The organism is Rhodoferax sp., assembly GCF_028714215.1.
Taxonomy (GTDB): domain Bacteria; phylum Pseudomonadota; class Gammaproteobacteria; order Burkholderiales; family Burkholderiaceae_C; genus Rhodoferax.
Genome location: NZ_JAQTMS010000038.1, coordinates 32,744 through 51,845, shown reverse-complemented (window position 1 = coordinate 51,845; position 19,102 = coordinate 32,744). Strand labels below are relative to the sequence as shown.

Annotated in this window: 26 protein-coding genes; 12 read left to right on the top strand and 14 right to left on the bottom strand. The window is 63.7% G+C overall.

Going from position 1 to position 19,102, the window contains the following annotated elements; translation table 11 throughout:
- On the top strand, nt 1-1,782 hold a 1,782-nt coding region (locus PHS32_RS16585), incomplete at its 5' end, for a YhgE/Pip domain-containing protein (protein WP_301080164.1).
- Nucleotides 1,783-1,806: 24 nt separating this feature from the next.
- Here PHS32_RS16585 and PHS32_RS16580 read toward each other — a convergent pair.
- Nucleotides 1,807-2,226: a PaaI family thioesterase gene (locus tag PHS32_RS16580; protein ID WP_301080163.1), complete on the bottom strand. Its 420-nt coding sequence runs from the start codon at nt 2,224-2,226 to the stop codon at nt 1,807-1,809.
- Nucleotides 2,227-2,375: 149 nt separating this feature from the next.
- On the opposite strand from PHS32_RS16580, the gene ylqF reads away from it, so the two are divergent.
- Nucleotides 2,376-3,335, top strand: a complete 960-nt coding sequence (ylqF, locus tag PHS32_RS16575; RefSeq protein WP_301080162.1) for a ribosome biogenesis GTPase YlqF — start codon at nt 2,376-2,378, stop codon at nt 3,333-3,335.
- Here the strand turns inward: ylqF and PHS32_RS16570 are convergent, their stop codons facing one another.
- Nucleotides 3,336-3,623, bottom strand: coding sequence for a 2Fe-2S iron-sulfur cluster-binding protein (locus tag PHS32_RS16570; RefSeq protein ID WP_301080161.1), 288 nt, complete (start codon nt 3,621-3,623; stop codon nt 3,336-3,338).
- Between the two features lie 279 nt (nt 3,624-3,902).
- On the opposite strand from PHS32_RS16570, the gene PHS32_RS16565 reads away from it, so the two are divergent.
- From PHS32_RS16565 to PHS32_RS16550, 4 genes are all read left to right on the top strand, one after another.
- Complete coding sequence (locus tag PHS32_RS16565) at nt 3,903-4,823, top strand: DHHA1 domain-containing protein (protein ID WP_301080160.1); 921 nt, start codon at nt 3,903-3,905, stop codon at nt 4,821-4,823.
- 69 nt (nt 4,824-4,892) lie between these two features.
- Nucleotides 4,893-5,888 carry a catalase gene (locus tag PHS32_RS16560; RefSeq protein ID WP_301080159.1) on the top strand — a complete coding sequence of 332 codons (996 nt, stop codon included), beginning with the start codon at nt 4,893-4,895 and terminating at the stop codon, nt 5,886-5,888.
- A 31-nt stretch (nt 5,889-5,919) separates the two neighbouring features.
- Nucleotides 5,920-6,873: a succinylglutamate desuccinylase/aspartoacylase family protein gene (locus tag PHS32_RS16555; protein WP_301080158.1), complete on the top strand. Its 954-nt coding sequence runs from the start codon at nt 5,920-5,922 to the stop codon at nt 6,871-6,873.
- A gap of 23 nt (nt 6,874-6,896) precedes the next feature.
- Nucleotides 6,897-7,547: a DsbA family oxidoreductase gene (locus tag PHS32_RS16550; protein WP_301080157.1), complete on the top strand. Its 651-nt coding sequence runs from the start codon at nt 6,897-6,899 to the stop codon at nt 7,545-7,547.
- A 24-nt stretch (nt 7,548-7,571) separates the two neighbouring features.
- Here the strand turns inward: PHS32_RS16550 and PHS32_RS16545 are convergent, their stop codons facing one another.
- From PHS32_RS16545 to PHS32_RS16525, 5 genes are all read right to left on the bottom strand, one after another.
- Nucleotides 7,572-7,904 carry a rhodanese-like domain-containing protein gene (locus PHS32_RS16545; protein ID WP_301080156.1) on the bottom strand — a complete coding sequence of 111 codons (333 nt, stop codon included), beginning with the start codon at nt 7,902-7,904 and terminating at the stop codon, nt 7,572-7,574.
- A 61-nt stretch (nt 7,905-7,965) separates the two neighbouring features.
- A complete protein-coding gene (locus PHS32_RS16540; protein ID WP_301080155.1) occupies nt 7,966-8,367 on the bottom strand; it encodes a rhodanese-like domain-containing protein in 402 nt (133 codons plus the stop codon).
- Nucleotides 8,364-8,711, bottom strand: coding sequence for a carboxymuconolactone decarboxylase family protein (locus PHS32_RS16535; RefSeq protein WP_301080154.1), 348 nt, complete (start codon nt 8,709-8,711; stop codon nt 8,364-8,366). The genes PHS32_RS16540 and PHS32_RS16535 overlap by 4 nt, the downstream gene beginning before the upstream one ends.
- Before the next feature lie 112 nt (nt 8,712-8,823).
- Nucleotides 8,824-9,528: a haloacid dehalogenase type II gene (locus PHS32_RS16530; RefSeq protein WP_301080153.1), complete on the bottom strand. Its 705-nt coding sequence runs from the start codon at nt 9,526-9,528 to the stop codon at nt 8,824-8,826.
- Between the two features lie 14 nt (nt 9,529-9,542).
- The gene (locus tag PHS32_RS16525; RefSeq protein ID WP_301080152.1) at nt 9,543-9,821 is read right to left on the bottom strand and encodes a DUF427 domain-containing protein; all 279 of its coding nucleotides are present in this window, start codon (nt 9,819-9,821) and stop codon (nt 9,543-9,545) included.
- A 146-nt stretch (nt 9,822-9,967) separates the two neighbouring features.
- Here PHS32_RS16525 and PHS32_RS16520 point away from each other — a divergent pair, with 146 nt between their 5' ends.
- Both PHS32_RS16520 and PHS32_RS16515 read left to right on the top strand, forming a co-directional pair.
- Nucleotides 9,968-10,528, top strand: a complete 561-nt coding sequence (locus PHS32_RS16520) for a CAP domain-containing protein (protein ID WP_301080151.1) — start codon at nt 9,968-9,970, stop codon at nt 10,526-10,528.
- Between the two features lie 101 nt (nt 10,529-10,629).
- Complete coding sequence (locus PHS32_RS16515; protein WP_301080150.1) at nt 10,630-11,394, top strand: NYN domain-containing protein; 765 nt, start codon at nt 10,630-10,632, stop codon at nt 11,392-11,394.
- A gap of 7 nt (nt 11,395-11,401) precedes the next feature.
- On the opposite strand, the gene PHS32_RS16510 is transcribed toward PHS32_RS16515, so the two are convergent.
- The 3 genes from PHS32_RS16510 to PHS32_RS16500 form a co-directional block, all read right to left on the bottom strand.
- Complete coding sequence (locus tag PHS32_RS16510) at nt 11,402-11,824, bottom strand: DUF6691 family protein (RefSeq protein ID WP_301080149.1); 423 nt, start codon at nt 11,822-11,824, stop codon at nt 11,402-11,404.
- Nucleotides 11,825-11,906: 82 nt separating this feature from the next.
- Complete coding sequence (locus PHS32_RS16505; RefSeq protein WP_301080148.1) at nt 11,907-12,380, bottom strand: YeeE/YedE thiosulfate transporter family protein; 474 nt, start codon at nt 12,378-12,380, stop codon at nt 11,907-11,909.
- 107 nt (nt 12,381-12,487) lie between these two features.
- The gene (locus tag PHS32_RS16500) at nt 12,488-13,015 is read right to left on the bottom strand and encodes a hypothetical protein (RefSeq protein WP_301080147.1); all 528 of its coding nucleotides are present in this window, start codon (nt 13,013-13,015) and stop codon (nt 12,488-12,490) included.
- 165 nt (nt 13,016-13,180) lie between these two features.
- On the opposite strand from PHS32_RS16500, the gene PHS32_RS16495 reads away from it, so the two are divergent.
- Nucleotides 13,181-13,372 carry a hypothetical protein gene (locus PHS32_RS16495; protein WP_301080146.1) on the top strand — a complete coding sequence of 64 codons (192 nt, stop codon included), beginning with the start codon at nt 13,181-13,183 and terminating at the stop codon, nt 13,370-13,372.
- Between the two features lie 52 nt (nt 13,373-13,424).
- On the opposite strand, the gene PHS32_RS16490 is transcribed toward PHS32_RS16495, so the two are convergent.
- Both PHS32_RS16490 and PHS32_RS16485 read right to left on the bottom strand, forming a co-directional pair.
- Nucleotides 13,425-15,491, bottom strand: coding sequence for a M3 family metallopeptidase (locus PHS32_RS16490; RefSeq protein ID WP_301080145.1), 2,067 nt, complete (start codon nt 15,489-15,491; stop codon nt 13,425-13,427).
- 69 nt (nt 15,492-15,560) lie between these two features.
- Entirely contained in the window at nt 15,561-16,199 is a 639-nt protein-coding gene (locus PHS32_RS16485) for a nitroreductase family protein (RefSeq protein WP_301080144.1), read from the bottom strand.
- 150 nt (nt 16,200-16,349) lie between these two features.
- On the opposite strand from PHS32_RS16485, the gene PHS32_RS16480 reads away from it, so the two are divergent.
- The 3 genes from PHS32_RS16480 to PHS32_RS16470 all read left to right on the top strand — a co-directional run bounded on the left by PHS32_RS16480 (nt 16,350) and on the right by PHS32_RS16470 (nt 18,025).
- Nucleotides 16,350-17,501, top strand: coding sequence for a zinc-binding dehydrogenase (locus PHS32_RS16480; RefSeq protein WP_301080143.1), 1,152 nt, complete (start codon nt 16,350-16,352; stop codon nt 17,499-17,501).
- A 64-nt stretch (nt 17,502-17,565) separates the two neighbouring features.
- A complete protein-coding gene (locus tag PHS32_RS16475; protein ID WP_301080142.1) occupies nt 17,566-17,796 on the top strand; it encodes an antitoxin of toxin-antitoxin stability system in 231 nt (76 codons plus the stop codon).
- Nucleotides 17,789-18,025: a type II toxin-antitoxin system PemK/MazF family toxin gene (locus tag PHS32_RS16470; RefSeq protein ID WP_301080141.1), complete on the top strand. Its 237-nt coding sequence runs from the start codon at nt 17,789-17,791 to the stop codon at nt 18,023-18,025. Before PHS32_RS16475 ends, PHS32_RS16470 begins: the two co-directional genes overlap by 8 nt.
- A gap of 18 nt (nt 18,026-18,043) precedes the next feature.
- Here PHS32_RS16470 and PHS32_RS16465 read toward each other — a convergent pair whose 3' ends face one another.
- Both PHS32_RS16465 and PHS32_RS16460 read right to left on the bottom strand, forming a co-directional pair.
- Nucleotides 18,044-18,292 (bottom strand): hypothetical protein, encoded by a 249-nt coding sequence (locus PHS32_RS16465; protein WP_301080140.1) that lies wholly within the window; start codon nt 18,290-18,292, stop codon nt 18,044-18,046.
- A gap of 20 nt (nt 18,293-18,312) precedes the next feature.
- Nucleotides 18,313-19,047: a zf-TFIIB domain-containing protein gene (locus PHS32_RS16460; protein WP_301080139.1), complete on the bottom strand. Its 735-nt coding sequence runs from the start codon at nt 19,045-19,047 to the stop codon at nt 18,313-18,315.
- Nucleotides 19,048-19,102 lie beyond the last annotated feature (55 nt).

Genomic DNA, 19,102 nt, shown 5'->3' with positions numbered 1-19,102 from the left:
GGCAAGACCGGTGCCTTGCCGGTGGCCATCGTCAACCTCGATCAAGGCATCGAATACCAGAAGCACGTGTTCAACGTCGGTCAGGAAGTGGTGGCCAAACTGCGCGCCCGGCATACCTTTGGCTATGTCGATTTCACTGATGAGCAGCAGGCGCGCCGTGCGGTGCGCCAGGGCGACCTGGCGTTTGCCTTGATCATTCCGGCCGACTTCAGCTCGAATGCCATTCCGGGCGCCCAGGTGGGCGGCGGCAAGCTGGTGATCTACACCTCGGAGGGCAACAGCTACCAGAGCGCCGGTTTGGCGCGCCGTTTTGCCGAAGACCTGGGGCGCCAGGTCAACGGCAGCCTGAACGAACAGCGCTGGGCCTTGGTGCTGTCCGATGCCGCCGGCTCGCAGAGCAACATCGAACGCCTGAACGACGGCGTCAATCAACTGCGCCTGGGCGCCAAAGAGCTTGCCAGTGGCGCCAATCAAGCCGCCAAGGGCGCCGAGGCGCTGTCGTCGGGCAGCGGCCGGCTCGACCCGGCGGTGACGCAATTGACCTCCGGCTTGAAGGAACTGGGCGTCGGGCTTCGCACCATGGATGCCAGGCGGCCGCGCAACTCCGAGCTGAGCCGGCTGCGCGATGGCGCCGAGGCACTGGCGGCCGGGCACGTCGAGTTGGGCCGCGGCCTGGAGGAACTTCAAAGCGGCAACGCGCGCATGCAGGGCGCGGTGGCGGGCTTTCGCGAGGAAGTCGGCAACAGCCTGCTGGTCAGTGGGCGCCTTACCGAGGGCCTGGATCAGTTGGGCAGCGGGCTGGCCGGTCTGGATGGCGGGCTCAAGAGCGCCGGCCTGGCACAGGAGAAATTGACCGAGGGCGCCAAGCAGCTCAGCAGCGGCGTCGGCACTCTTGCCACCGGCATGCGGGCGCTCAGCGGCGGTATTCGCAGCGCCGTCGGCAAGCTGCCGGAGGATGCTCATCTCGATGAGTTGGCCAAAGGGGCCGACACCCTTGCGGCGGGCTCCGCGACGCTGAGCAAGGGCACGCAAAAAGTCAGTGCCGCGGCCCAGCATCTGGCCGGCGGCCTGGACCTGCTGGCCGGCTCGCTGCCGCAATCGGTCCGGAAGATGGACGGCAGCGCGCAGGGGCTGGCCAACTCCGTGCAACCGGTCATGGAAGTCGATGCCGCGGTGCAGAACAATGGCAGCGGCTTTGCGCCCAACATCATTCCCGGCGCCTTGTGGCTGGGTGCCAGCCTGGCGGTATTCCTGATTCAGGTGCGCTTGCTGCCGCGGCGCGCGGTCTTTTTTTCACGCCCGGCGCAGGTATTGGGAAAGATCCTGATTCCACTGCTGGTGGTGCTGCTGCAGGCCTTGCTGGTATGGCTGGCGGTGCTGTTCGTCCTGCAGGTACAGGTGGCCCATGTCGGCGCCCTGGCATTGACGCTGGCGCTTGCGGCGGCAACGTTTTTGCTCATCGTGTTCGCACTGACACGCGCCCTGGGCGACGCCGGCAAGGCACTGGCCCTGATCTTTTTGGCCGTGCAAATCTCTTCCTCCGGTGGCGTGCTGCCGATAGAACTGAGCGGCGGCCTGTTTGCCAAGATCAGTCCCTGGCTGCCGATTACCTGGGTTGTGAAGGCGATCAAGGCCTGCATGTTCGGGGCCTACGACGGCCAGTGGCACACCTCGCTGTGGCTGGTGGTGCTGGCCGCCGCGCTGGCGGCGTTGATGGCTTGCGTCGTCGGGCGCTGGCGTTTTGTCAAAGCCTCGGCGATGCGGCCGGCGCTGGATTTTTAGGGCGCAGCGGACCGCCCGTCACCGCTATTTGGCGTGGCGGGTGAGGTAGACGGAGGAGGTGGCGCTGGCCGTCAGTTCGCCTTTGTCGTTGAACAGTTCGGCCCTCAGATAGCCTACCGTTTTGCCCAGCTTGACGATCGAACCGACGGCCGTGTAGCGACCGGCGCGCGAGGGCCGGAGAAAGCTGACGTTGATGTCGATCGACGACAGTGCGACACGGAATTTTTCGCTGGCGATGGTCATATGCGCCATCGCCGCATCCAGCATCGCGGTGATGTAGCCGCCCTGGACAATATCGACCGAGTGACAGCAGTCCAGGCCCGGCTCGAACTGCATGGTCAACTGGTTTTTCTCGGGGTTGAATGCAAGTACCTGGCCATGGAGCGTCTGCACGCAAGCTGGCTTGTTCTGGTTCAGCAACTGGATGATTTCGTCGGTGGTCATGGATGGGTGCGTAGGCGGTGCCAGCAGTTTATCTGCATTGGGCCCGGCCCGGCCTCAACGCGTGCCGATCGGCGCGTGGGGATGACCCATAATGCTGCCTCACACGCTCGACGGTCCCGCTTTCGTCGGCAACAGGAGAAAACGAATACATGGCTATCCAGTGGTTTCCGGGTCATATGCATTTGACCAAAAAAGCCATAGGCGAACGCATCAAGAATATCGATGTGGTGGTCGAGTTGCTGGACGCCCGGCTGCCTGGTTCCAGCGCCAATCCGATGCTCTCCGAGCTCATTGCCGGCAAGCCGACGCTGAAGGTCTTGAACAAGCAGGACCTGGCCGATCCGGCCTGCACCGCCTTGTGGCTGGCGCATTACAACGCCCAACCCGACACCCGGGCGTTGGGGCTGGACGCCAGTGTGGCAACGCCGGCCAAGGCGCTGCTGCCGGCCTGTTTTGCGTTGGCGCCGAACCGGGGCGGCATGGTCAAGCCGATGCGGGTGCTGATTTGCGGCATCCCCAACGTCGGCAAATCGACCCTTATCAACACGCTGACCGGCAAGCGCGCCGCCAAGACCGGCGACGAAGCGGGCATTACCAAGCTGGAGCAGCGCATTTCCCTGGCCGACGACTTTTACCTGTATGACACGCCTGGCGTGCTGTGGCCGCGCATCATCGTGGCCAAGAGCGGCTACAACCTGGCCGCCAGCGGCGCCATCGGGCGCAATGCCTTCAACGAGGAAGAGGTGGCGCTGGAGTTGCTCGATTACCTGAAAACCCATTACGCCGCGCAACTCGAGGCGCGCTTCAAGCTCGATGCCGTGGCCGCCCTGAGCGACGAAGACCTGCTGGAAGCGATTGGCCGCAAACGCGGCGCGCTGCAGGGCGGCAAGCGCGTCAATCTGCAAAAAGCCGCCGAGATCGTGATCTACGATTTTCGCGCCGCCGCGATCGGCTGCGTCAGCCTGGAAACGCCGGAAGAATTTGCCCAGTGGCTGGCGGCCGGGAAGAAGCTCGATGCGCAGCGTCAACTGAAGAAGGATGCGATCGAGCTGGACCGCATGATCAGGTTCAAAAAAATACCACGGCCGGCGAAACCGGCTGCCGACTGATCAGATTTTCAGGACCAAATCCGAGCACGGAAAAGCAACGCAGGGCAGCACATAGCCCTCGGCTTTTTCTTCGGCGCTCAGGCCCGGCCATTCGATCTCGTAACGCACCTGGCCGCGCACCAGGTGCCCGATGCAGGTGCGGCAAGTGCCGTTGCGGCAGGAACTGGGCCAATCGATGCCGCCTTGCTCCAGCGAGACCAGCAGCGGCTGCTGGCGCCAGGCGTCAAACTGGAGCCCGTCGGGCTCGACCCGGGCGGTGAAAAATGGCGGGGTGGTGCGGGCATCCATGCGTCGATTTTATGGATCTTTCCTGAAATGATGATGTGTCAAACCCTGTTCAACCTGCCGGGTGGATCAGGCTGGAGGGGCACTCAGCTCCGTGTCCCCCGCCCTGCGGGCTCCTCCTTTACCTGCGCTGAGCGCCCCACCAACCTGATCTTTCATGCAGGGTTGGTATGCGACCAACGCAAACCACTCACCCCGGCGCCCTCGGACCACAGACGCTTGAGCCTCAGCTCTTGACTTGCGAAAGCAATCTGCATCAGGCAGGGCGGTATCATTTCCCTCATGAACACCATTCTTCCCCTGCGTCTATTGATTGCACCCGATAAAAACGATCCTCAACCTCTCATCATCTACCATGGCCGCAGCTGCCCGGACGGCTTTGCGGCGGCGCTGGCGGCCTGGCTTTTCTACCAGGGTCAGGCCGAATTTCTGGGGCTAGACCACGGCGATATCAAGTCGCTGGACGACCTGCCGGCACTCGCCGGCCGGGCCGTCTACATTCTGGATTTTTCGTTTTCGCCAGCCCTCATGCACGGCATCGAGGAACGCGCCGCCAAGCTGGTGCTGCTGGACCACCACAAGAGCGCGGCCGACAAGCTGAACGGCTTTGCCAGCCGCTGCGGCGTGGTGCATTTCGACATGAAAAAATCGGGCGCCCGATTGGCCTGGGAGTTCTTTCAGAGCGAGCGGGCACTGCCCGATCTGGTGCGCTTTGTCGAAGACCGCGACATCTGGGCCTGGCAGTACCCCGAGAGCGCCGCTTTTCTGGCGGCGCTGGACATGGAACCGTTCGAGTTTGCGCGCTGGAACGAGATCGTGGCCTTCGATGCGCCCCAATTGTCCAAATACCTTGAGCGCGGACGCGCCATGGACCAGAAGTTCCGCCAACTTGCCACCGACATTGCCGAGGGCGCGCAAGCCCTGGTGTTCAATGGCACGGCCGGCCTGATGGTCAATGCACCGGGCGCTTTCCACAGCCTGGTGGGCGATATCCTGTGTCAACGCAGCGGCACTTTTGCCCTGTTGTGGAGCGTCGACAAAAGCGGCCTGATCAAGGTCGGTCTGCGCTCGCGGCAGGGTTTCAACTGCATTGCGCTGGCCGAGAGCATGCACGGCGGCGGCCATGCGCAAGCCTGCGGCTTCAAGATGGGGCGGGAGCGCCTGCCCGAGTTGCTCAGCGGCAGCTTTGACGCGGGCCATTAACCCGCGGGCAGCACAAATGGGCTCGCTCCTGTACCATGCGGAGCCCATTTTCCAAAGGATGCCGCGCTCATGAAACAGGACCTGACCCCCAGCACCCAATGGCAAGAGCAAGTCGCTGCCGATGAAGCCCATCGCTTTGCGGGCTACGGCCAGCAGTTTGCGGCGATTCAGGCGCGCAAGTCGAAGAAATACGGCACTGGCCGCGCCCTGCACCGCAAGCAGTTGACGGCGGCCCAGGGCCAACTGGAAGTACTGGCCGATCTGCCCCCTTTCGCCCGGCATGGCTTGTTTGCGGCGCCCGGCAAGTTCGACGTCCAGGTGCGCCTGTCCAACGGCGGCCTGGACCGGGCACCGGACCGCACCCCCGACATCCGCGGTTTTGCGCTGCGCGTGCTGGGTGTTCAGGGCGACTCGGCCTTGGGCAATGGCCCGGCCAAAAGCCAGGATTTCACCCTCATCAACCAGGAAACCTTTGGCTTTCCCAAGAGCGAGGAATTCGTCGCCTTCGTGGTCGCCGCGTCCGACGGGAATGGCGCACTGCTGAAATACCTGCTGCGGCGCTACGGCTTGCTGGGCGGCCCGGCACGGCTGCTCAAAATGATCAAGACCATGGGCAAGCCGTTTGGCGGTTTTGCCACCGAGCCCCTGTACAGCGCCGCGCCGATGGCCTGCGGGCCGTACGCGGTGCGGGTGCGGCTGCTGCCCAGTGCCGCCAACGGTGTCGCCACGCCCGGCGCCAACGCCGACTGGGGGGCCGACTTTGCCGCACGTCTGGCGCGCCAGGAACTGCAATGGGATTTGCAATTGCAGCCGTTTGTCAACGAGGCGCTGACGCCGATCGAGGACGCCTCTGTCAACTGGAGCAGCCCCTATAGCAGCGTGGCCCGCCTCACCCTGCCTCTGCAGGACGGCGCATCGCGCAAGGGTCAGGCCTTGCTGGCGCAGGTGGAAGCCGCAGTGTTCGACCCCTGGCAGGCACTGGCCCAGCACCGCCCGCTGGGCGATGTGCAGCGCGCCCGCAAAGTGGTGTATTTCGAAAGCCAGAAGGGACGCGGCGCGGCTTGAGCCGTCTGCCCCCACCAAAACCGGAGACATGATGAGTCAAGCTGTAACCCCGCCCCAACCGCCACTGGAAGTGCTGCCGCGCGACCTCTCAAGCTACCGCCAGGGCAACGTGGGGGTCGATTACGTGCACAGTTTCGAGTCCGGCAAGCCGGGGCCGCACGTGCTGATCAATGCCCTGACGCATGGCAACGAGTTCTGCGGCATGGTGGCGGTCACGCATCTGCTTGACTCCGGAGTGCGTCCGCTGATCGGCACGTTGACGCTGAGCTTTGCCAATGTGGCGGCGTACGAAACGTTCGATGCCGCCAATCCGTTCGAGAGCCGCCAACTGGTGCACAACCTGAACCGGGTCTGGTCGCCCGAATGGCTGGACGGCACGCTGGACAGCCCCGAACTGCGGCGCGCCCGCGAACTGCGCCCGCTGGTGGCGCAGGCCGATCATCTGCTCGATATCCACTCCACCAGCCAGGATGTGGAGCCGTTCTGGGTCTATGCCGGATTTCCCCGCAACAGCGCTGTCGCTTTGGCGATCGGCCGCCCGGCCGTGCACCTGGTCATGCCCGATGGGTTGGGCTCCGGCACACCGCTGATCCAGCACGGTCATTTTGGCGAAGCAAACGGTAGCGGCGCCGCCATGGTGGTCGAATGCGGCCAGCATTTTCGCCAGGCCACCAGCGATCTGGCGACCCGCGTGGCGCGCGCCTTCCTGGCGCATTTTGGTCTGATGGCGGCCGACCCGGTGGCGCCAGCGCCGGTGCCCAGACGCTTCCAGTTGCTGCAAACCTGCGTCATCAAGACGCCCGAATTCAAGTTCACCCGTCCTTGCGTCGGCTTTGAAGTCTTCGCCAAGGGCGAACTGATAGCCACCGACGGCCCGGACGAAATCCGCGCCCCCTGCGACGACTGCACCATCCTGATGCCGGCGCGCGCCGCCATTGTCGGGCGCGAAGCGGTTTATCTGTCCAAGCCGCTGCCAACCACCTGAGACCCCAACAGCAGGTTCATCCCATGAGTCATACCCTGAAGATCGATTTTGTTTCCGATATTTCCTGCCCCTGGTGCGCCATCGGCTTGTCGGCGCTGGAGCAGGCCCTGGCCAAGCTGCAAGGCGAGGTGCAGGCCCAGCTCCAGTTCCAGCCGTTCGAACTGAATCCGCAAATGCCCGTCGGTGGCCAGGACATCGGCGAGCATCTGGCGCAAAAATACGGCTCCACCCCTGAGCAACAAGCGCAGATCCGCGACACGATTCGCCAGCGTGGGGCGGACGTCGGTTTCAGTTTCAACCCAGGTGGCCGTGGCCGTATCTACAACACTTTTGACGCGCACCGCTTGCTGCACTGGGCCGCGCTGGAAGACTTGGCGAAACAGCGGGCGCTAAAAATGGCGCTGCTGGTGGCCTGCCACAGCCAGGGTCAAAACATGGAGTCGCACGAGGTACTGTTGCGCGCGGTGCAGGAGGCGGGCCTGGATCTGGAGCGCGCGCGTGCCATTTTGGCCGGCGATGAATTTGCCGACGAGGTGCGCGAGCGGGAAAACTTCTACACCGGTCAGGGCATTCATTCGGTGCCGGCCGTCATCATCAACGACCGGCATCTGATCTCGGGTGGCCAGCCGGTGGCGGTGTTCGAGCAGGCACTGCGCCAGATTGCGGCGCAGTGACATTACCCGTGGCAGATCAAGCGATCAATCGCGGATGATGGATCGATTGGTTTTCAAAGCAACAGCGCCCGGCGAGCCGCCGTTGACCACTTTTTCATAATTCAACTGCTGCAAAAACCGCGCCGCCTGTCCGGAGCGTGCACCCGACTGGCAGTAGACAATGATTTGCCGTGACTGGTCGGGCGCCGCATTGGCGTAGTCTTGCGCAAAGCGGTCCAGCGGCAGGTTCAGGGCGCCGTCGACATGGCCCGAAGCGAATTCGCCCGGCGAGCGCACGTCGATGATCAAGGCGTCTTCATCCCACGCGGGCGACGCCGAGTTGGTTGCGCCGGAGAATAAGTTTGCTGTCCAATTCATGTTCCACTTTCCTGAAATAGTTCAACTCGCACGCGCGTTGTCCCGATAAAAAGAGCCCATCTCAGGGCCGGATCAGCGGCCAGCCGCGCCGGCCCCATTCGCTCATTCCGCCTTGCACATAACGCACATTGGTGTAACCCTTGCCGAGCAGGAATTTGAGCGTTGCGCTGGAGCGGTTTTGCGTGTTGCAGATCAGCAAGACCGGGGTCTTTGGATCATTCGGAATTTCACTCACCCTGGCAGCCAGCTGGCGCATCGGCAGCAAGCGCGCGCCCTTGGCCACGCCGGTGGCGTGTTCCTGCGGCTCGCGAACGTCGAACAGCATGGCCTTGCCAGCCTCCAATTCCTTGCGGGCGTATTCCAGCGTGACGGATTCGGTCTCCATTTGACCGAAGGCCAGACTGGTGAATGCGCTCGCCAAGCCGGCGATGGCGAGGCGGCGGGATACGGCTTGAGTGATCATTGCGGCGCCATGGTGTCCCATGCCTTCAACGCTTCGGCGGCGTACATCAAGGCCGGTCCGCCGCCCATGTAAACGCAGACGCTCAACATTTCTTCCAGTTCAGCCTTTGTGCATTGCAGCTTGTGCAAGGCCTTGACGTGAAAACCGATGCAGCCGGAGCAATGTTGCGTGATGCCGATCGCCAGGGCCATCAGTTCCTTGTTCTTGGCGCTGATGGCGCCCTCGCTCATGGCTGCGCGCGCCAGGTTGCCAAAGGCCTGCATGGCCTGCGGCTGCGCTGTTCTCAAGGGTGCCAGATTCTCGTTGATGTTTTGAATCAGGCCGATATGGTCAAACGTGCTCATGAATGGTGTCCTATGAAAGCAGTGAAGAATAGTGTTGCCTCACTCTGCAAACCGGGATGTGCTTACATACCCCGTGGGGTATTATATACGCAGTGGTCGGCTGGCCGCTCGATCAGCAGCCCAACTGGTCTGCCAGGGCCAGGAAGTCCCTGGCATGCCAGGTGTTGGCGGGCTCTGGCGATACGTCCTTCGGATTGGCCGCGCCGAACTCGGCGGGGCGCTCGATGTAGGCGGTTTGCAGGCCGCAGGCGCGGGCGGCGGCCAGGTCGTCCTGGTGCGCCGCCACCAGCATGGCTTGCGCCGGCGCCAGGTCGAATACCTTGGCGGCGCCGAGGTAGACCGCCGGGTCGGGTTTGTAGGCCCTGAACACTTCGGCCGACAGAATGCAATCCCACGGCAGGCCGGCGCGTTTGGCCATGTTCGTGAGCAGGCCGATGTTGCCATTGGAGAGGGTGCAAATGGTGTAGCGCGTTTTCAGCCGCGTCAGACCGGCCAGCACGTCGGGCCAGGGGTCCAAGCGATGCCAGGCTTTGCTCAGATGCTGTTTTTGCGCTTCGCTCAGGTCGGCCAGGTCAAACTTTTCCAGAATGTCGTCCAGCATCAAGCGGTGCAACTCGTCGAGCCGGGTCCAGCCCAACTCCCCCGAGCGCACCCGCTGCATGGCCGGCCGGTAGCCGGCCCGCCAGGCCAGCGCGAAGGCAGCGCCGTCGACTGCCGGACGCAGCGCCTGCACCTCGCGCGCAATGCCGCTGTGCCAGTCCACCACCGTGCCGAAGACGTCAAAAACCAGCAACTGGACCGCTCCGGTGGCGCTCATGGTTACCCCCACGCTCATGCGACTTTGACACTGTTGGCGAAAGCCACGCGGTCGCGCACCATGGCGGCCTCGGGCTTGGGGTCCGGGTAGTACCAGACGGCGTCGGTGACCAGTTCGCCATTGATCAGCAGCGAGTAATAGCTGGCCTGGCCTTTCCAGGCGCAGGAGGTTTTGTGGTTGCTGAAGGTGATGAACTCGCGCTTGAGCGCGCTGGCCGGAAAGTAGTGGTTACCCTCCACCAGCACGGTGTCATCGCTCTCGGCAATGACGGTGTTGTTCCAGATCGCTTTCATGGCTGACTTTCAAGGTGAGTTGAACGGCTTGTGCGGCTGTGTCGAGTGTAATTGTCGGACTGCGGTTCCAGTTTGGACGGATACGTTCACTTGCAAAAGTTCCATCCGTGTAAGCGTCCGATCACTGATCAAGCGCAAAATGGGCGATGCGTCCCATTCTGCTGCTTTGCCTGTGTTGTAGCGTAACCGCTGCTGCTGCCGGCGTTTATCACCCTGCGGCCGAGGCCACGGCAGCGGTGCCCGCCGCAAAAAATACCGATAGGGCTGCCAACTGCGGCCTCGATGGCAAACCGGGTATCGAGACCGAGGTGTTGCACAGGGTCAATGCCTTGCGTGCACTGGGCGCGGTGTGTGGAGCAACTGCTTATGCCGCCGCCGCGCCGCTCACCTGGAGCAATCAGTTGCTGGAGGTCGCCAGGGCGCATTCAAACAACATGGCGGAGAACAACTATTTTTCGCACCAGCGCCCCGATGGAAGCACCCCGGCGCAAGGGATACGGGCGGCCGGCTACAACTCCAGCTATGTGGGTGAGAACATTGCGGCCGGGCAGCCGACGGTGCAGAGCGTCGTCTCCCAATGGACGCACAGCCCGGAGCATTGCAAGAACTTGATGAACCCCAAATTTCGCGATATTGCCGTGGCCTGCACGCGCAACGAGGCCTCCAGCTACCGGTTGTACTGGACGATGGAGTTGGGCCGACTTTGAAGGCCGCGGCAAACCGCTTGATAGATGCTGCCCGGATGCCTTTGTCCCTGGCGAACCGTCGGAGCAAGTTAACATCGTCAACCCAGTACGCAGGAGGTCCCATGGCTACCAGCAACAATGAAAGACTCGCGGTTCTGATCGATGCCGACAACGCACAGGCGTCTGTGATTCAGGAACTGCTGGCCGAGGTCTCGCGCTACGGCACCGCCACCATCAAGCGCGCTTATGGCGACTGGACCACGCAAAACCTCAGGGGCTGGAAGGACGTGCTGCACAAGCTGGCGATCCAGCCGATCCAGCAGTTCGCCTACACCACCGGCAAGAATTCCACCGACGCCTCCCTCATCATCGATGCCATGGACGTGCTGCACACCGGCAGCGTGGACGGCTTTTGCCTGGTCTCGTCCGACAGCGACTTCACGCGCCTGGCCACGCGCATCCGGGAGGCCGGGTTGGTGGTGTACGGCTTCGGCGAGCGCAAGACGCCCGAGCCCTTTGTGGCGGCCTGCGACAAGTTCATCTACACCGAAATTTTGCGCGCCAAGCCGGAAGAGCAAAAAGGCGTCGAAGTGGTGGTTGAAGTGGCCGCCGAGTTACCCAAACTCAAACCCATGGTACTGACCGCGCTGGAGGCCACCGCGCGCGACGATGGCTGGTCGTCGCTGTCGGCCCTGGGCAGCCAGTTGACGCGCAACCACCCGTCGTTTGACCCGCGCAACTACGGCGTCGCCAAGCTCGGCGAGCTGATGCGCAAGCAGATCTATCTGGAAGTGAAAGAAGTGCCGGTGGGCGATGGCTCGACCCAGGTGCACGTCTTTGTGCGGCGCAAGGCGGCGCCGGCGCCAAGGACCAGGCGATCGGGGTAGGGCCTGTTCACTTGGCCCTGAGCCCCTGTACCAGCGCGCCCAGCGCGATGCCGCCCAGCGCCCACAGCAGGCTCCAGTTGCCGGCGCCCAGGCCGGCAATGGCCGGACCCGGACAGACGCCGCACAAGCCCCAGCCGACGCCGAACAAGGCGGCGCCGACGGCGGTGTCACGGTTCCAGACGCTGGGGTGTTGATGGAAGTGGTCGTCCAGCAAAGGCTTCTTCAGCAGGCGCGGCGTCAGCTTGTAGGCCAGCAGCACCACCAGCACGGCACCACCCATCACCAGCATCAGGCCGAAGTCCCGAAAACGCAGAAAGCTCAGCACCACCTCGGGCCGGATCATGGTGGCGTACGACAAGCCAAAGCCGAACAGCGCGCCCGCCGCCAGCGTCGCCAGCGCCCGGGGCAGGGTCTCGTTGCTGGCGCTCATGCCAGCCCCCACGCTCGGCACTGCGTGTCCTCGCTGCCCCCCGAGGGGGCGCCCGCTTGCTTGAGGCGGCTCGGCGCGGCGCTCATGCCAGCCACCGCGCCGCCAGGTTGGCCGTGAGGAATGCGGTGGCCATGAAGGTCAGCACCGCCAGCAGCGATGGCAACTGCAGCGAACCCAGGCCGCAAATGCCGTGGCCCGAGGTGCAGCCATTGCCCAGGCGCGAACCGTAGCCGACAAAAAAACCGCCCACCAGCAACTGCCATGCCGGCACCGCCGTGGCCTCCGGTTTGCCGCCGGCAAAGCCCAGCCACCACAGCAGTGCGCCCAGAATCAAGCCCAGCGCATAGACCAACCGCCAACTGCGCGAATCGACAAAGCGAGACTGCTGGAAAAACGGCCGCCGCACCAGGTAAGACCAGGTGCTGGAGAACACCGTGCTCATGCCGCCGATGCGCCCCGTCAGCACGAACAGCAGCGCCGCTCCGGCGCCAATGAGCAGCCCGCCCAGCAGGTAATGCTGCCAGCCCAGGGGAAAGAGAGAAAGGGAAATATCCATGGCCCTGGATTATCCGTGGATCAGCGGCGACGGGTGTCCACCGCTGACAGAACCCTCACGCGCGCAGTGATGCCACCGCCCCGGCGCCGCCAGGCGCCTGGGACTATTCAGGCCGCCTTGGCCGCGTGTGGCTTGCGCGCCGTCGTTGCAGCGCGCTTGGCCTTGGCCACCACCTTGTCACCGGCAATCTTGCGCGCCAGTCCGGCAGAGCTCTTCTCAATCCTGGCCGCCAGCGTGGACAGAGCCAGCGCACCGGGCAGGGTGGCGTGAGCCAGTGTGTTCAAGGCAGTGACGCCGGTCTTTTCTTCAAACCGGCTGGCGTTGGCGGCCACGCGATCGACGCCGGAGGCGGCCAGGTTGACCACCTGGTTCACCGCATCCTGCGCGCCGTTGGTCGTCATGCTCAGGCCCTTGCGGTAGTAGCCGCAGAAAGTTTGTTGCAGCGCCGTCGCATTTTGGGCCACGCCGGCGGCCAGTTGGGAGCGCGACTCGCGCAGGGCGCGGTTCCAGTTTTGCTCGACCAGACCGACCGCACGCTCGCCGCCGACGCGCGAGGCGTGAATCAAATGCCTGGCGGTGTTGCCGTAGGACTCGATGACTTCATTGGCGACGGTGGAGAGATTCTTGGCACTCATGGTATTTCCTTTGTAAAGCTGATTTGAACCCGTCAATTGTGCGAATCTTCCGTAGTGACCGCACCCTAGCCGGCTAGAGTGGAGTGTCCAGCTTGGCTTTCGACAGATCGGCCTCACCTGCCACGCAGGCGGCTTGCGCCTTTACCCAAAACTGCGGAAGAAACCATGCAAATCCTGATCCATACCGACCATCACATCGAAGGCCATGAAGCCCATTTGCAAGGTCGCCCACCGATGGTGGTGACACAGCACGCCGAAACCCTGTACCTGGCCGTCACCGGCGCCGGCGAGAAACTCAACCGGATGATTGAGGGCGCGCTGGGACGTGCGGCGCGGACCGAAGCGCTGCCAGACTGACCCGGCTCATTCCCGGGACCGATTGCCCGCGCGCCACGGTTTGAGGTCTTTTTCAGTCTGGTAACAGGCCGCGCTTGCGCAGCATCGGCTCGACCTGCGGATCGCGGCCCCGGAAGTCGCGAAACGCCTGTGCCGGTTCCTGGCCGTTGCCGGCGCTGTAAATGTGGCGCAGCAGGCGCTGGGCAGTCGATGTGTCGAAGGCGTCGCCACTCTCGCTGAAGGCCTGGAAAGCGTCGGCTTCCAGCACTTCGGCCCACATGTAGACGTAATAGCCGGCGGCGTAGCCCGAGCCGGCAAACAGGTGCTGAAAATGGCTCAGATGGTGGCGCAAGCCGATGTCCAGCGGCACCCCCAGCAAGTCGCACTGCTGGGTTTCGAAGGCGGCAATGTCCACCGCCGTGCCATTGGGCAGGCTGTGCAAGGCCATGTCGATCAGCGCCGGGCCGGTGTACATCAGCGTGGTCCAGGCCTGGTTGAAGCGGCGTGCCGCCTGCAGCTTGTCGAGCAGGGCGTCGGGCAGCGGCTCGCCAGTCTGAAAATGGCGCGCGTGGCGTTGCAGCACCTCACGCTCCAGCGCCCAGTTCTCGAACAGTTGCGAGGGCAACTCGACATAGTCGCGCAGCACGCTGGTGCCGGCCAGCCGCTCGTGGCGCACCTGCGACAGCAGGCCGTGCAGAGCGTGGCCGAACTCGTGAAACAGGGTTTTGACGTCCTCAAAACTGAGTAGGGTCGGGCTGGCTTTGGCGAAGTTGTTGTTATTGATGACGATAGGCAGCGTGCCACCCCGGTGGCCCGACTGGCTGCGGAAGATGCTCATCCAGGCGCCGCTGCGCTTGGCCGGCCGCGCGAAGTTGTCGCCCAGAAACAGCCCGACCAGGCTGCCGTCGGCGCGCTGCACCTCCCAGGCGCGCACGTCCGGGTGGTACAGCGCGAGGCCTTGCTGCTCGACAAAGCGCACTCCGAACAGGCGGCCCGCGCAGTCGAACATGGCGGCCATCATGTTGTCCAGCGTGAAGTAGGGTTTGAGCGCGCCGTCGTCCAGATCAAACTCCCGCTCCCGCACTTTTTCCGCCAGGTAGCGCCAGTCCCAGGCGGCAATGGGGGTCGGCTGGCCCAGGCTCCGGGCCATGGCAGTGAGGGCCACTCGGTCCTCCTGCGCCTTGGCCTTGGCCGGCTCCCAGGCTTTGCCGAGCAAGTCCAATACCGCCGCGGTGTTGCCGGCCATGCGATCGGCCAACTCGTAGTCGGCATAGCTGGCGTAGCCCAGCAGCCCGGCCTGCTCCTGGCGCAGCGCCATGATGCGCGCGGCCACCGGGCGGTTGTCGTTGGCGCCCTCGTGAGCGCCGCGCAGCGAACGCTGGCGCCACAGCGTTTCGCGCAGATCGCGCCGCGCCGAGAAGGTCAGGAACGGCTCGGTCAGGGACGGCGACAGGGTGACGGCATGGCGGTTGTCGCCCAGGCCGCGTTGGGCGGCGGCGGCGCGTGTGGCCTCGCGCAAGAACTCCGGCAAACCGGCCAGATCGGATTCGGTCTTGAGCTCCAGCAGGAAGCCGTTCTCGTCGGCCAGCACGTTTTGCGAAAACGCCGTGCACAACTCCGCCAACTCCTGCACCACGGCGCTGTAACGCTGCCGGGCGGTGCCACTCAATTGGGCACCGGCGCGCACAAAATCCAGATGCACGCGCTCCAGCAGGCGCAGGTCCTGCGGCTCCAGCGCAAGCTGCCGGCGTTGCCGGTACAGGCTGTCGATGCGGGCAAAAAGGCCGGCGTGCATGTAGACCGCGTTCTCATGGACCGCCAGGCGCGGCGCCATGGTGCGCTCCACCGCTTGCAAGGCCGGACTGGTTTCGCTCACGGTGAGGTTGCTGAACAGCAATTCCAGGCGGTTGTACAAGCGTCCGCACTGGTCCAGCGCCTGCACTGTATTCGCGAAAGTGGGCGGCTCGGGATTTGCCGCAATCAGGTCCAGCTCGGCGCAGCGGGCCGCCATGGCGACCTCGAAAGCGCTCTCGAAATACTCGGGTCGGGCCTGCTCGAAAGGCGGCAGGCCGTAGGGCGCGAGCCACTCGCGCAGCAGGGGATTGCTGGAGGTCTGGAGGGTGGGGTCGGGTGCGTTCATGAATTGATTGTCACCCAACTCCCGCCAGTGCGCCGGCGGCTCCGGTGAAGAGCCTACGGTACTGGTGGCTTACGCCACTTCGGTGATGAACTGCTCGCGCGGACGCCGCACTTTTTTCAGGTTCACCAGCCAGTCCTTGTCTTCCTCGCGGTAGCCCAGCGGCAGGATGGCGACACTGCGCAGGCCGCGCGCCGACAGGTTCAGGATCTGGTCCAGCGCCTTCGGGTCGAAGCCTTCCATGGGCGTGGCGTCAACTTCCTCGAAGGCGGCGGCGATCAAGGCCGCGCCCAAGCCGATATAGGCCTGGCGGGCGGCGTGCTCGAAGTTGGTCTGGGCGTCGCGCGCCGGGTAGTTGCCCAGCAGCATCTTGCGGTAGTTCTCCCAGCCTTCGTTGGTGGAACCGCGCTGCGCGTTGGTCAGGTCGAACATCATGTTGATGCGCTCTGGCGTGTAGTTGTCCCAGGCGGCAAACACCAGCAGGTGCGAGCAGTCGGTGATTTGCCCCTGGCCCCAGGCCTTGGGCTTGATCTGTTCGCGCACGTCCTTGTTGGTGACGACGATGATCTCAAAGGGCTGCAAGCCGCTGGAAGTGGGTGCCAGACGCGCAGCTTCCAGAATGCGATCGACTTTTTCTTGCGGTACCGCCTTGGCCGGGTTCATTTTTTTGGTGGCGTAGCGCCATTGGAGCTTTTGGAGCAGTTCAGACATGGAAAACTTTCATGGAAATTTGGAGTTGTTACCGCCGGTTGGCTGTAGCAATTAAAACAGCTTGGGGCGAAGCCCGGGTTTCTCAAGGGCTTGGCTGCGACCCTGATTTCGGCCCTGTGCTAGAGTGGTTTTCAATCACAGGAGTCTGTCATGAGTCACCATCCCGCCTTCACAGGGCTTGAGCTTCGCTCCCTGGTCAAACCCAGCGGCGAGCTGGAACTGTCGCTACAGAATGTCGCCACGCCCGAGCCGGCGCCGGACGAAGTGGTGGTGCGCATCGAAGCCACGCCGATCAACCCGTCCGACATCGGGCTGTTGTTTGGCGCGGCCGACATCAGTACGGCAAAAGTGTCCGGCACGCCGGCCAGCCCGGTCGTCACAGCCCGGATTCCCGAGCGGGCGATGAAGGGCATGGCGGCGCGGCTGGGCCAGTCGCTGCCGGTCGGCAACGAAGGCGCCGGTGTGGTCGTCGCGGCCGGCGCGTCGCCGGCGGCGCAGGCCTTGCTGGGCAAGACGGTAGCCCTGATCGGTGGCGCCATGTATGCGCAGTACCGCTGCATCAAGGTCGAGCAATGCTTGCTGTTGCCGCCGGGCACCACGCCGGCCGAGGGCGCCTCCTGCTTCGTCAATCCGCTGACCGCCCTGGGCATGGTGGAGACCATGCGGCGCGAGGGCCACAAAGCCCTGGTGCACACGGCGGCGGCCTCCAACCTGGGCCAGATGCTGAACAAGATCTGCCTGAAGGACCAGATCGGCCTGGTCAACATCGTGCGCAAGCCCGAGCAGGTGGCGCTGCTCAAGAGCCTGGGTGCCAGCCATGTTTGCGACTCTTCCGCGCCGACGTTCATGGCGGACTTGACCCAGGCGCTGGTGGACACCGGCGCCACCATCGCCTTCGATGCCACCGGCGGCGGCAAGCTGGCCGGGCAAATCCTCAGCTGCATGGAGGCGGCCCTGAACCGCAGCGCCACCGAGTACAGCCGCTACGGCTCGACGACCCACAAGCAGGTCTACCTCTACGGCGGGCTCGACACCGGCCCGACGGAGTTCAACCGCAACTTCGGCATGGCCTGGGGTATTGGCGGCTGGCTGTTGTTTCCGTTTCTGCAGCGCATCGGCGCGCCGGCCGCGCAGGCGCTGCGGCAACGCGTGGCGGCGGAACTGAAGACCACTTTTGCCAGCAGCTACTCGAAGGAGATTTCACTGGCCGAGGCGCTGCAACCCGAAGCCATCGCGGTCTACGGCCAGCGCGCCACCGGCGCCAAGTACCTGATCAATCCAAACAAAGTGGCAAGCAACTGAAACACACGCGATTTAAAACACAAAGGTGACCACAGTTGCGTCTTGCAAATTTGAATCACAAACCATGAGTCGCGTTACCCTTTCTTTTCGCGCGCCTGCCGAGTTTGCCGAGCAGACCAAGGCGCTGGCCAGCGCGTTGAGCATGTCCGCCTCGGATTACGTCCGCGAGGCCGTCCTCGAGAAGAACGAGCGCGCCATCAAGGCGCGCATGGTGTTCCTCTCAAAACAGCTGTCGGCACAGCATCTGGCCGAGAACCAGGCCATGGACGCCAGCGCGGGAGACGGCCTTGCCTAAGCTCAAACGCGCCCAGGTGTGGGAGGTGGACTTTGAACCCCAAACCCAGAAAGAGGAGCCCGGCAAACGAGGCCACCCGGCACTGGTCATCCAGACCAACATCCTCAACAGCGCGGGCCACGCCACCACCATCGTCATTCCTGGCACTACCAACGTCTATCGCGATGCGCAGGGCGACGGCTATCCGTTGCGTGTGTCAGTGGGCAAGCTTGGCAACATGAGGCAATAGCCAAGTGCCTGATTCAGCCTAGTGCGTGACGAACTCGTAGGCAACATCCTCAATCTCGATCATGTCCAGAAAGTCGTTCAGCACATCATCGTCCTCGCTGATGCTCCACGTTTCCTCGGGATCGCTGGCAAACAGGGGTTCGACGGCAATGTCGAGAAATTGCTGGTTGGGCAGTTTCACCACTTGCCCGCCTTCAGAGGTTTCGACAAGTTCCCAGTCATCCGGGACAGACAGCTCCAGCGTGATGGTGACGTTGAGTTTCTTCATGATGGTTCCTTTGCCTGTCGTTAATCCAGTATGTTCGCGACCATGGAGACGCCCAGCGCCCATAAATCCAGAGCCGGCCCGACCTCGGTGGTGAACAGCGAGCCGCGGCTGGCCCTCTGGTCCCGCAGTGTACGTTGGCGGTCGCGCTCCAGCATGACCAGCGCGTCGGCCAGTTCCGGCACCTTGATGCTGGCGGCACTCTTGCTGGCGTTGGCATAGCCCTGCAGTGCCTGCTCCACGGCCTTGGGGTCGAGCAGGGAGAACGCTGCCCGGCAATACGGGCAGGCGCTGTCCTTGCGGAGGTCCACCGGTGCGCCGCAACTGGAGCAATGGATCACGGCCACGCGCCGCGCGATGTCGTCAATTTCGGGCTGTGTCAGCAGGCGCACAAAACCTTTTTCGATCATGAAAGACGAAAACGCGCTGAAGCGCCCATGGCGATTGGGGCAGCGGTAGGTGACGTAACGCCCGCTGCGCACCACATCGAAACCCTGCGTCAACGAATCGCGACAGCGCGGGCAATGGATCTGCGGCGCGAGCGGCTGGCGCGCGTCGTCACGGTGTTCATGCAGCAGCCGAAACAGCTCTGCCACCGCCGCCGGGGCCAGCTTCAGGTTCTCCTGCGGATCAAACCAGATGCCCTGGCAGGGGTAGCAAAGGTCCAGCTCGACCGTCCCGCCGTTGACGCTCGACAGCACGTGCGCCGCCATGGCAGCGCGACAGGAGGGGCAGTTGGTGGGGTTGGACGCGGCCATGGGTGAGGACAATTCAGAAGGCCTCGATCCTAAATGGGTTTGTTGAAATCTCTGG

Excerpts from the sequence above, each read along its gene's own strand:
- PHS32_RS16565 (WP_301080160.1), top strand. The coding sequence starts at position 3,903 with ATGAACACCATTCTTCCCCTGCGTCTATTGATTGCACCCGATAAAAAC.
- PHS32_RS16580 (WP_301080163.1), bottom strand. The coding sequence starts at position 2,226 with ATGACCACCGACGAAATCATCCAGTTGCTGAACCAGAACAAGCCAGCT.
- PHS32_RS16480 (WP_301080143.1), top strand. The coding sequence starts at position 16,350 with ATGAGTCACCATCCCGCCTTCACAGGGCTTGAGCTTCGCTCCCTGGTC.
- PHS32_RS16460 (WP_301080139.1), bottom strand. The coding sequence starts at position 19,047 with ATGGCCGCGTCCAACCCCACCAACTGCCCCTCCTGTCGCGCTGCCATG.
- PHS32_RS16500 (WP_301080147.1), bottom strand. The coding sequence starts at position 13,015 with ATGAGTGCCAAGAATCTCTCCACCGTCGCCAATGAAGTCATCGAGTCC.
- PHS32_RS16550 (WP_301080157.1), top strand. The coding sequence starts at position 6,897 with ATGAGTCATACCCTGAAGATCGATTTTGTTTCCGATATTTCCTGCCCC.
- PHS32_RS16475 (WP_301080142.1), top strand. The coding sequence starts at position 17,566 with ATGAGTCGCGTTACCCTTTCTTTTCGCGCGCCTGCCGAGTTTGCCGAG.
- ylqF (WP_301080162.1), top strand. The coding sequence starts at position 2,376 with ATGGCTATCCAGTGGTTTCCGGGTCATATGCATTTGACCAAAAAAGCC.
- PHS32_RS16465 (WP_301080140.1), bottom strand. The coding sequence starts at position 18,292 with ATGAAGAAACTCAACGTCACCATCACGCTGGAGCTGTCTGTCCCGGAT.
- PHS32_RS16570 (WP_301080161.1), bottom strand. The coding sequence starts at position 3,623 with ATGGATGCCCGCACCACCCCGCCATTTTTCACCGCCCGGGTCGAGCCC.
- PHS32_RS16490 (WP_301080145.1), bottom strand. The coding sequence starts at position 15,491 with ATGAACGCACCCGACCCCACCCTCCAGACCTCCAGCAATCCCCTGCTG.
- PHS32_RS16535 (WP_301080154.1), bottom strand. The coding sequence starts at position 8,711 with ATGAGCACGTTTGACCATATCGGCCTGATTCAAAACATCAACGAGAAT.
- PHS32_RS16485 (WP_301080144.1), bottom strand. The coding sequence starts at position 16,199 with ATGTCTGAACTGCTCCAAAAGCTCCAATGGCGCTACGCCACCAAAAAA.
- PHS32_RS16510 (WP_301080149.1), bottom strand. The coding sequence starts at position 11,824 with ATGAGCGCCAGCAACGAGACCCTGCCCCGGGCGCTGGCGACGCTGGCG.
- PHS32_RS16520 (WP_301080151.1), top strand. The coding sequence starts at position 9,968 with ATGCGTCCCATTCTGCTGCTTTGCCTGTGTTGTAGCGTAACCGCTGCT.
- PHS32_RS16525 (WP_301080152.1), bottom strand. The coding sequence starts at position 9,821 with ATGAAAGCGATCTGGAACAACACCGTCATTGCCGAGAGCGATGACACC.
- PHS32_RS16555 (WP_301080158.1), top strand. The coding sequence starts at position 5,920 with ATGAGTCAAGCTGTAACCCCGCCCCAACCGCCACTGGAAGTGCTGCCG.
- PHS32_RS16560 (WP_301080159.1), top strand. The coding sequence starts at position 4,893 with ATGAAACAGGACCTGACCCCCAGCACCCAATGGCAAGAGCAAGTCGCT.
- PHS32_RS16505 (WP_301080148.1), bottom strand. The coding sequence starts at position 12,380 with ATGGATATTTCCCTTTCTCTCTTTCCCCTGGGCTGGCAGCATTACCTG.
- PHS32_RS16545 (WP_301080156.1), bottom strand. The coding sequence starts at position 7,904 with ATGAATTGGACAGCAAACTTATTCTCCGGCGCAACCAACTCGGCGTCG.
- PHS32_RS16530 (WP_301080153.1), bottom strand. The coding sequence starts at position 9,528 with ATGAGCGCCACCGGAGCGGTCCAGTTGCTGGTTTTTGACGTCTTCGGC.
- PHS32_RS16540 (WP_301080155.1), bottom strand. The coding sequence starts at position 8,367 with ATGATCACTCAAGCCGTATCCCGCCGCCTCGCCATCGCCGGCTTGGCG.
- PHS32_RS16495 (WP_301080146.1), top strand. The coding sequence starts at position 13,181 with ATGCAAATCCTGATCCATACCGACCATCACATCGAAGGCCATGAAGCC.
- PHS32_RS16515 (WP_301080150.1), top strand. The coding sequence starts at position 10,630 with ATGGCTACCAGCAACAATGAAAGACTCGCGGTTCTGATCGATGCCGAC.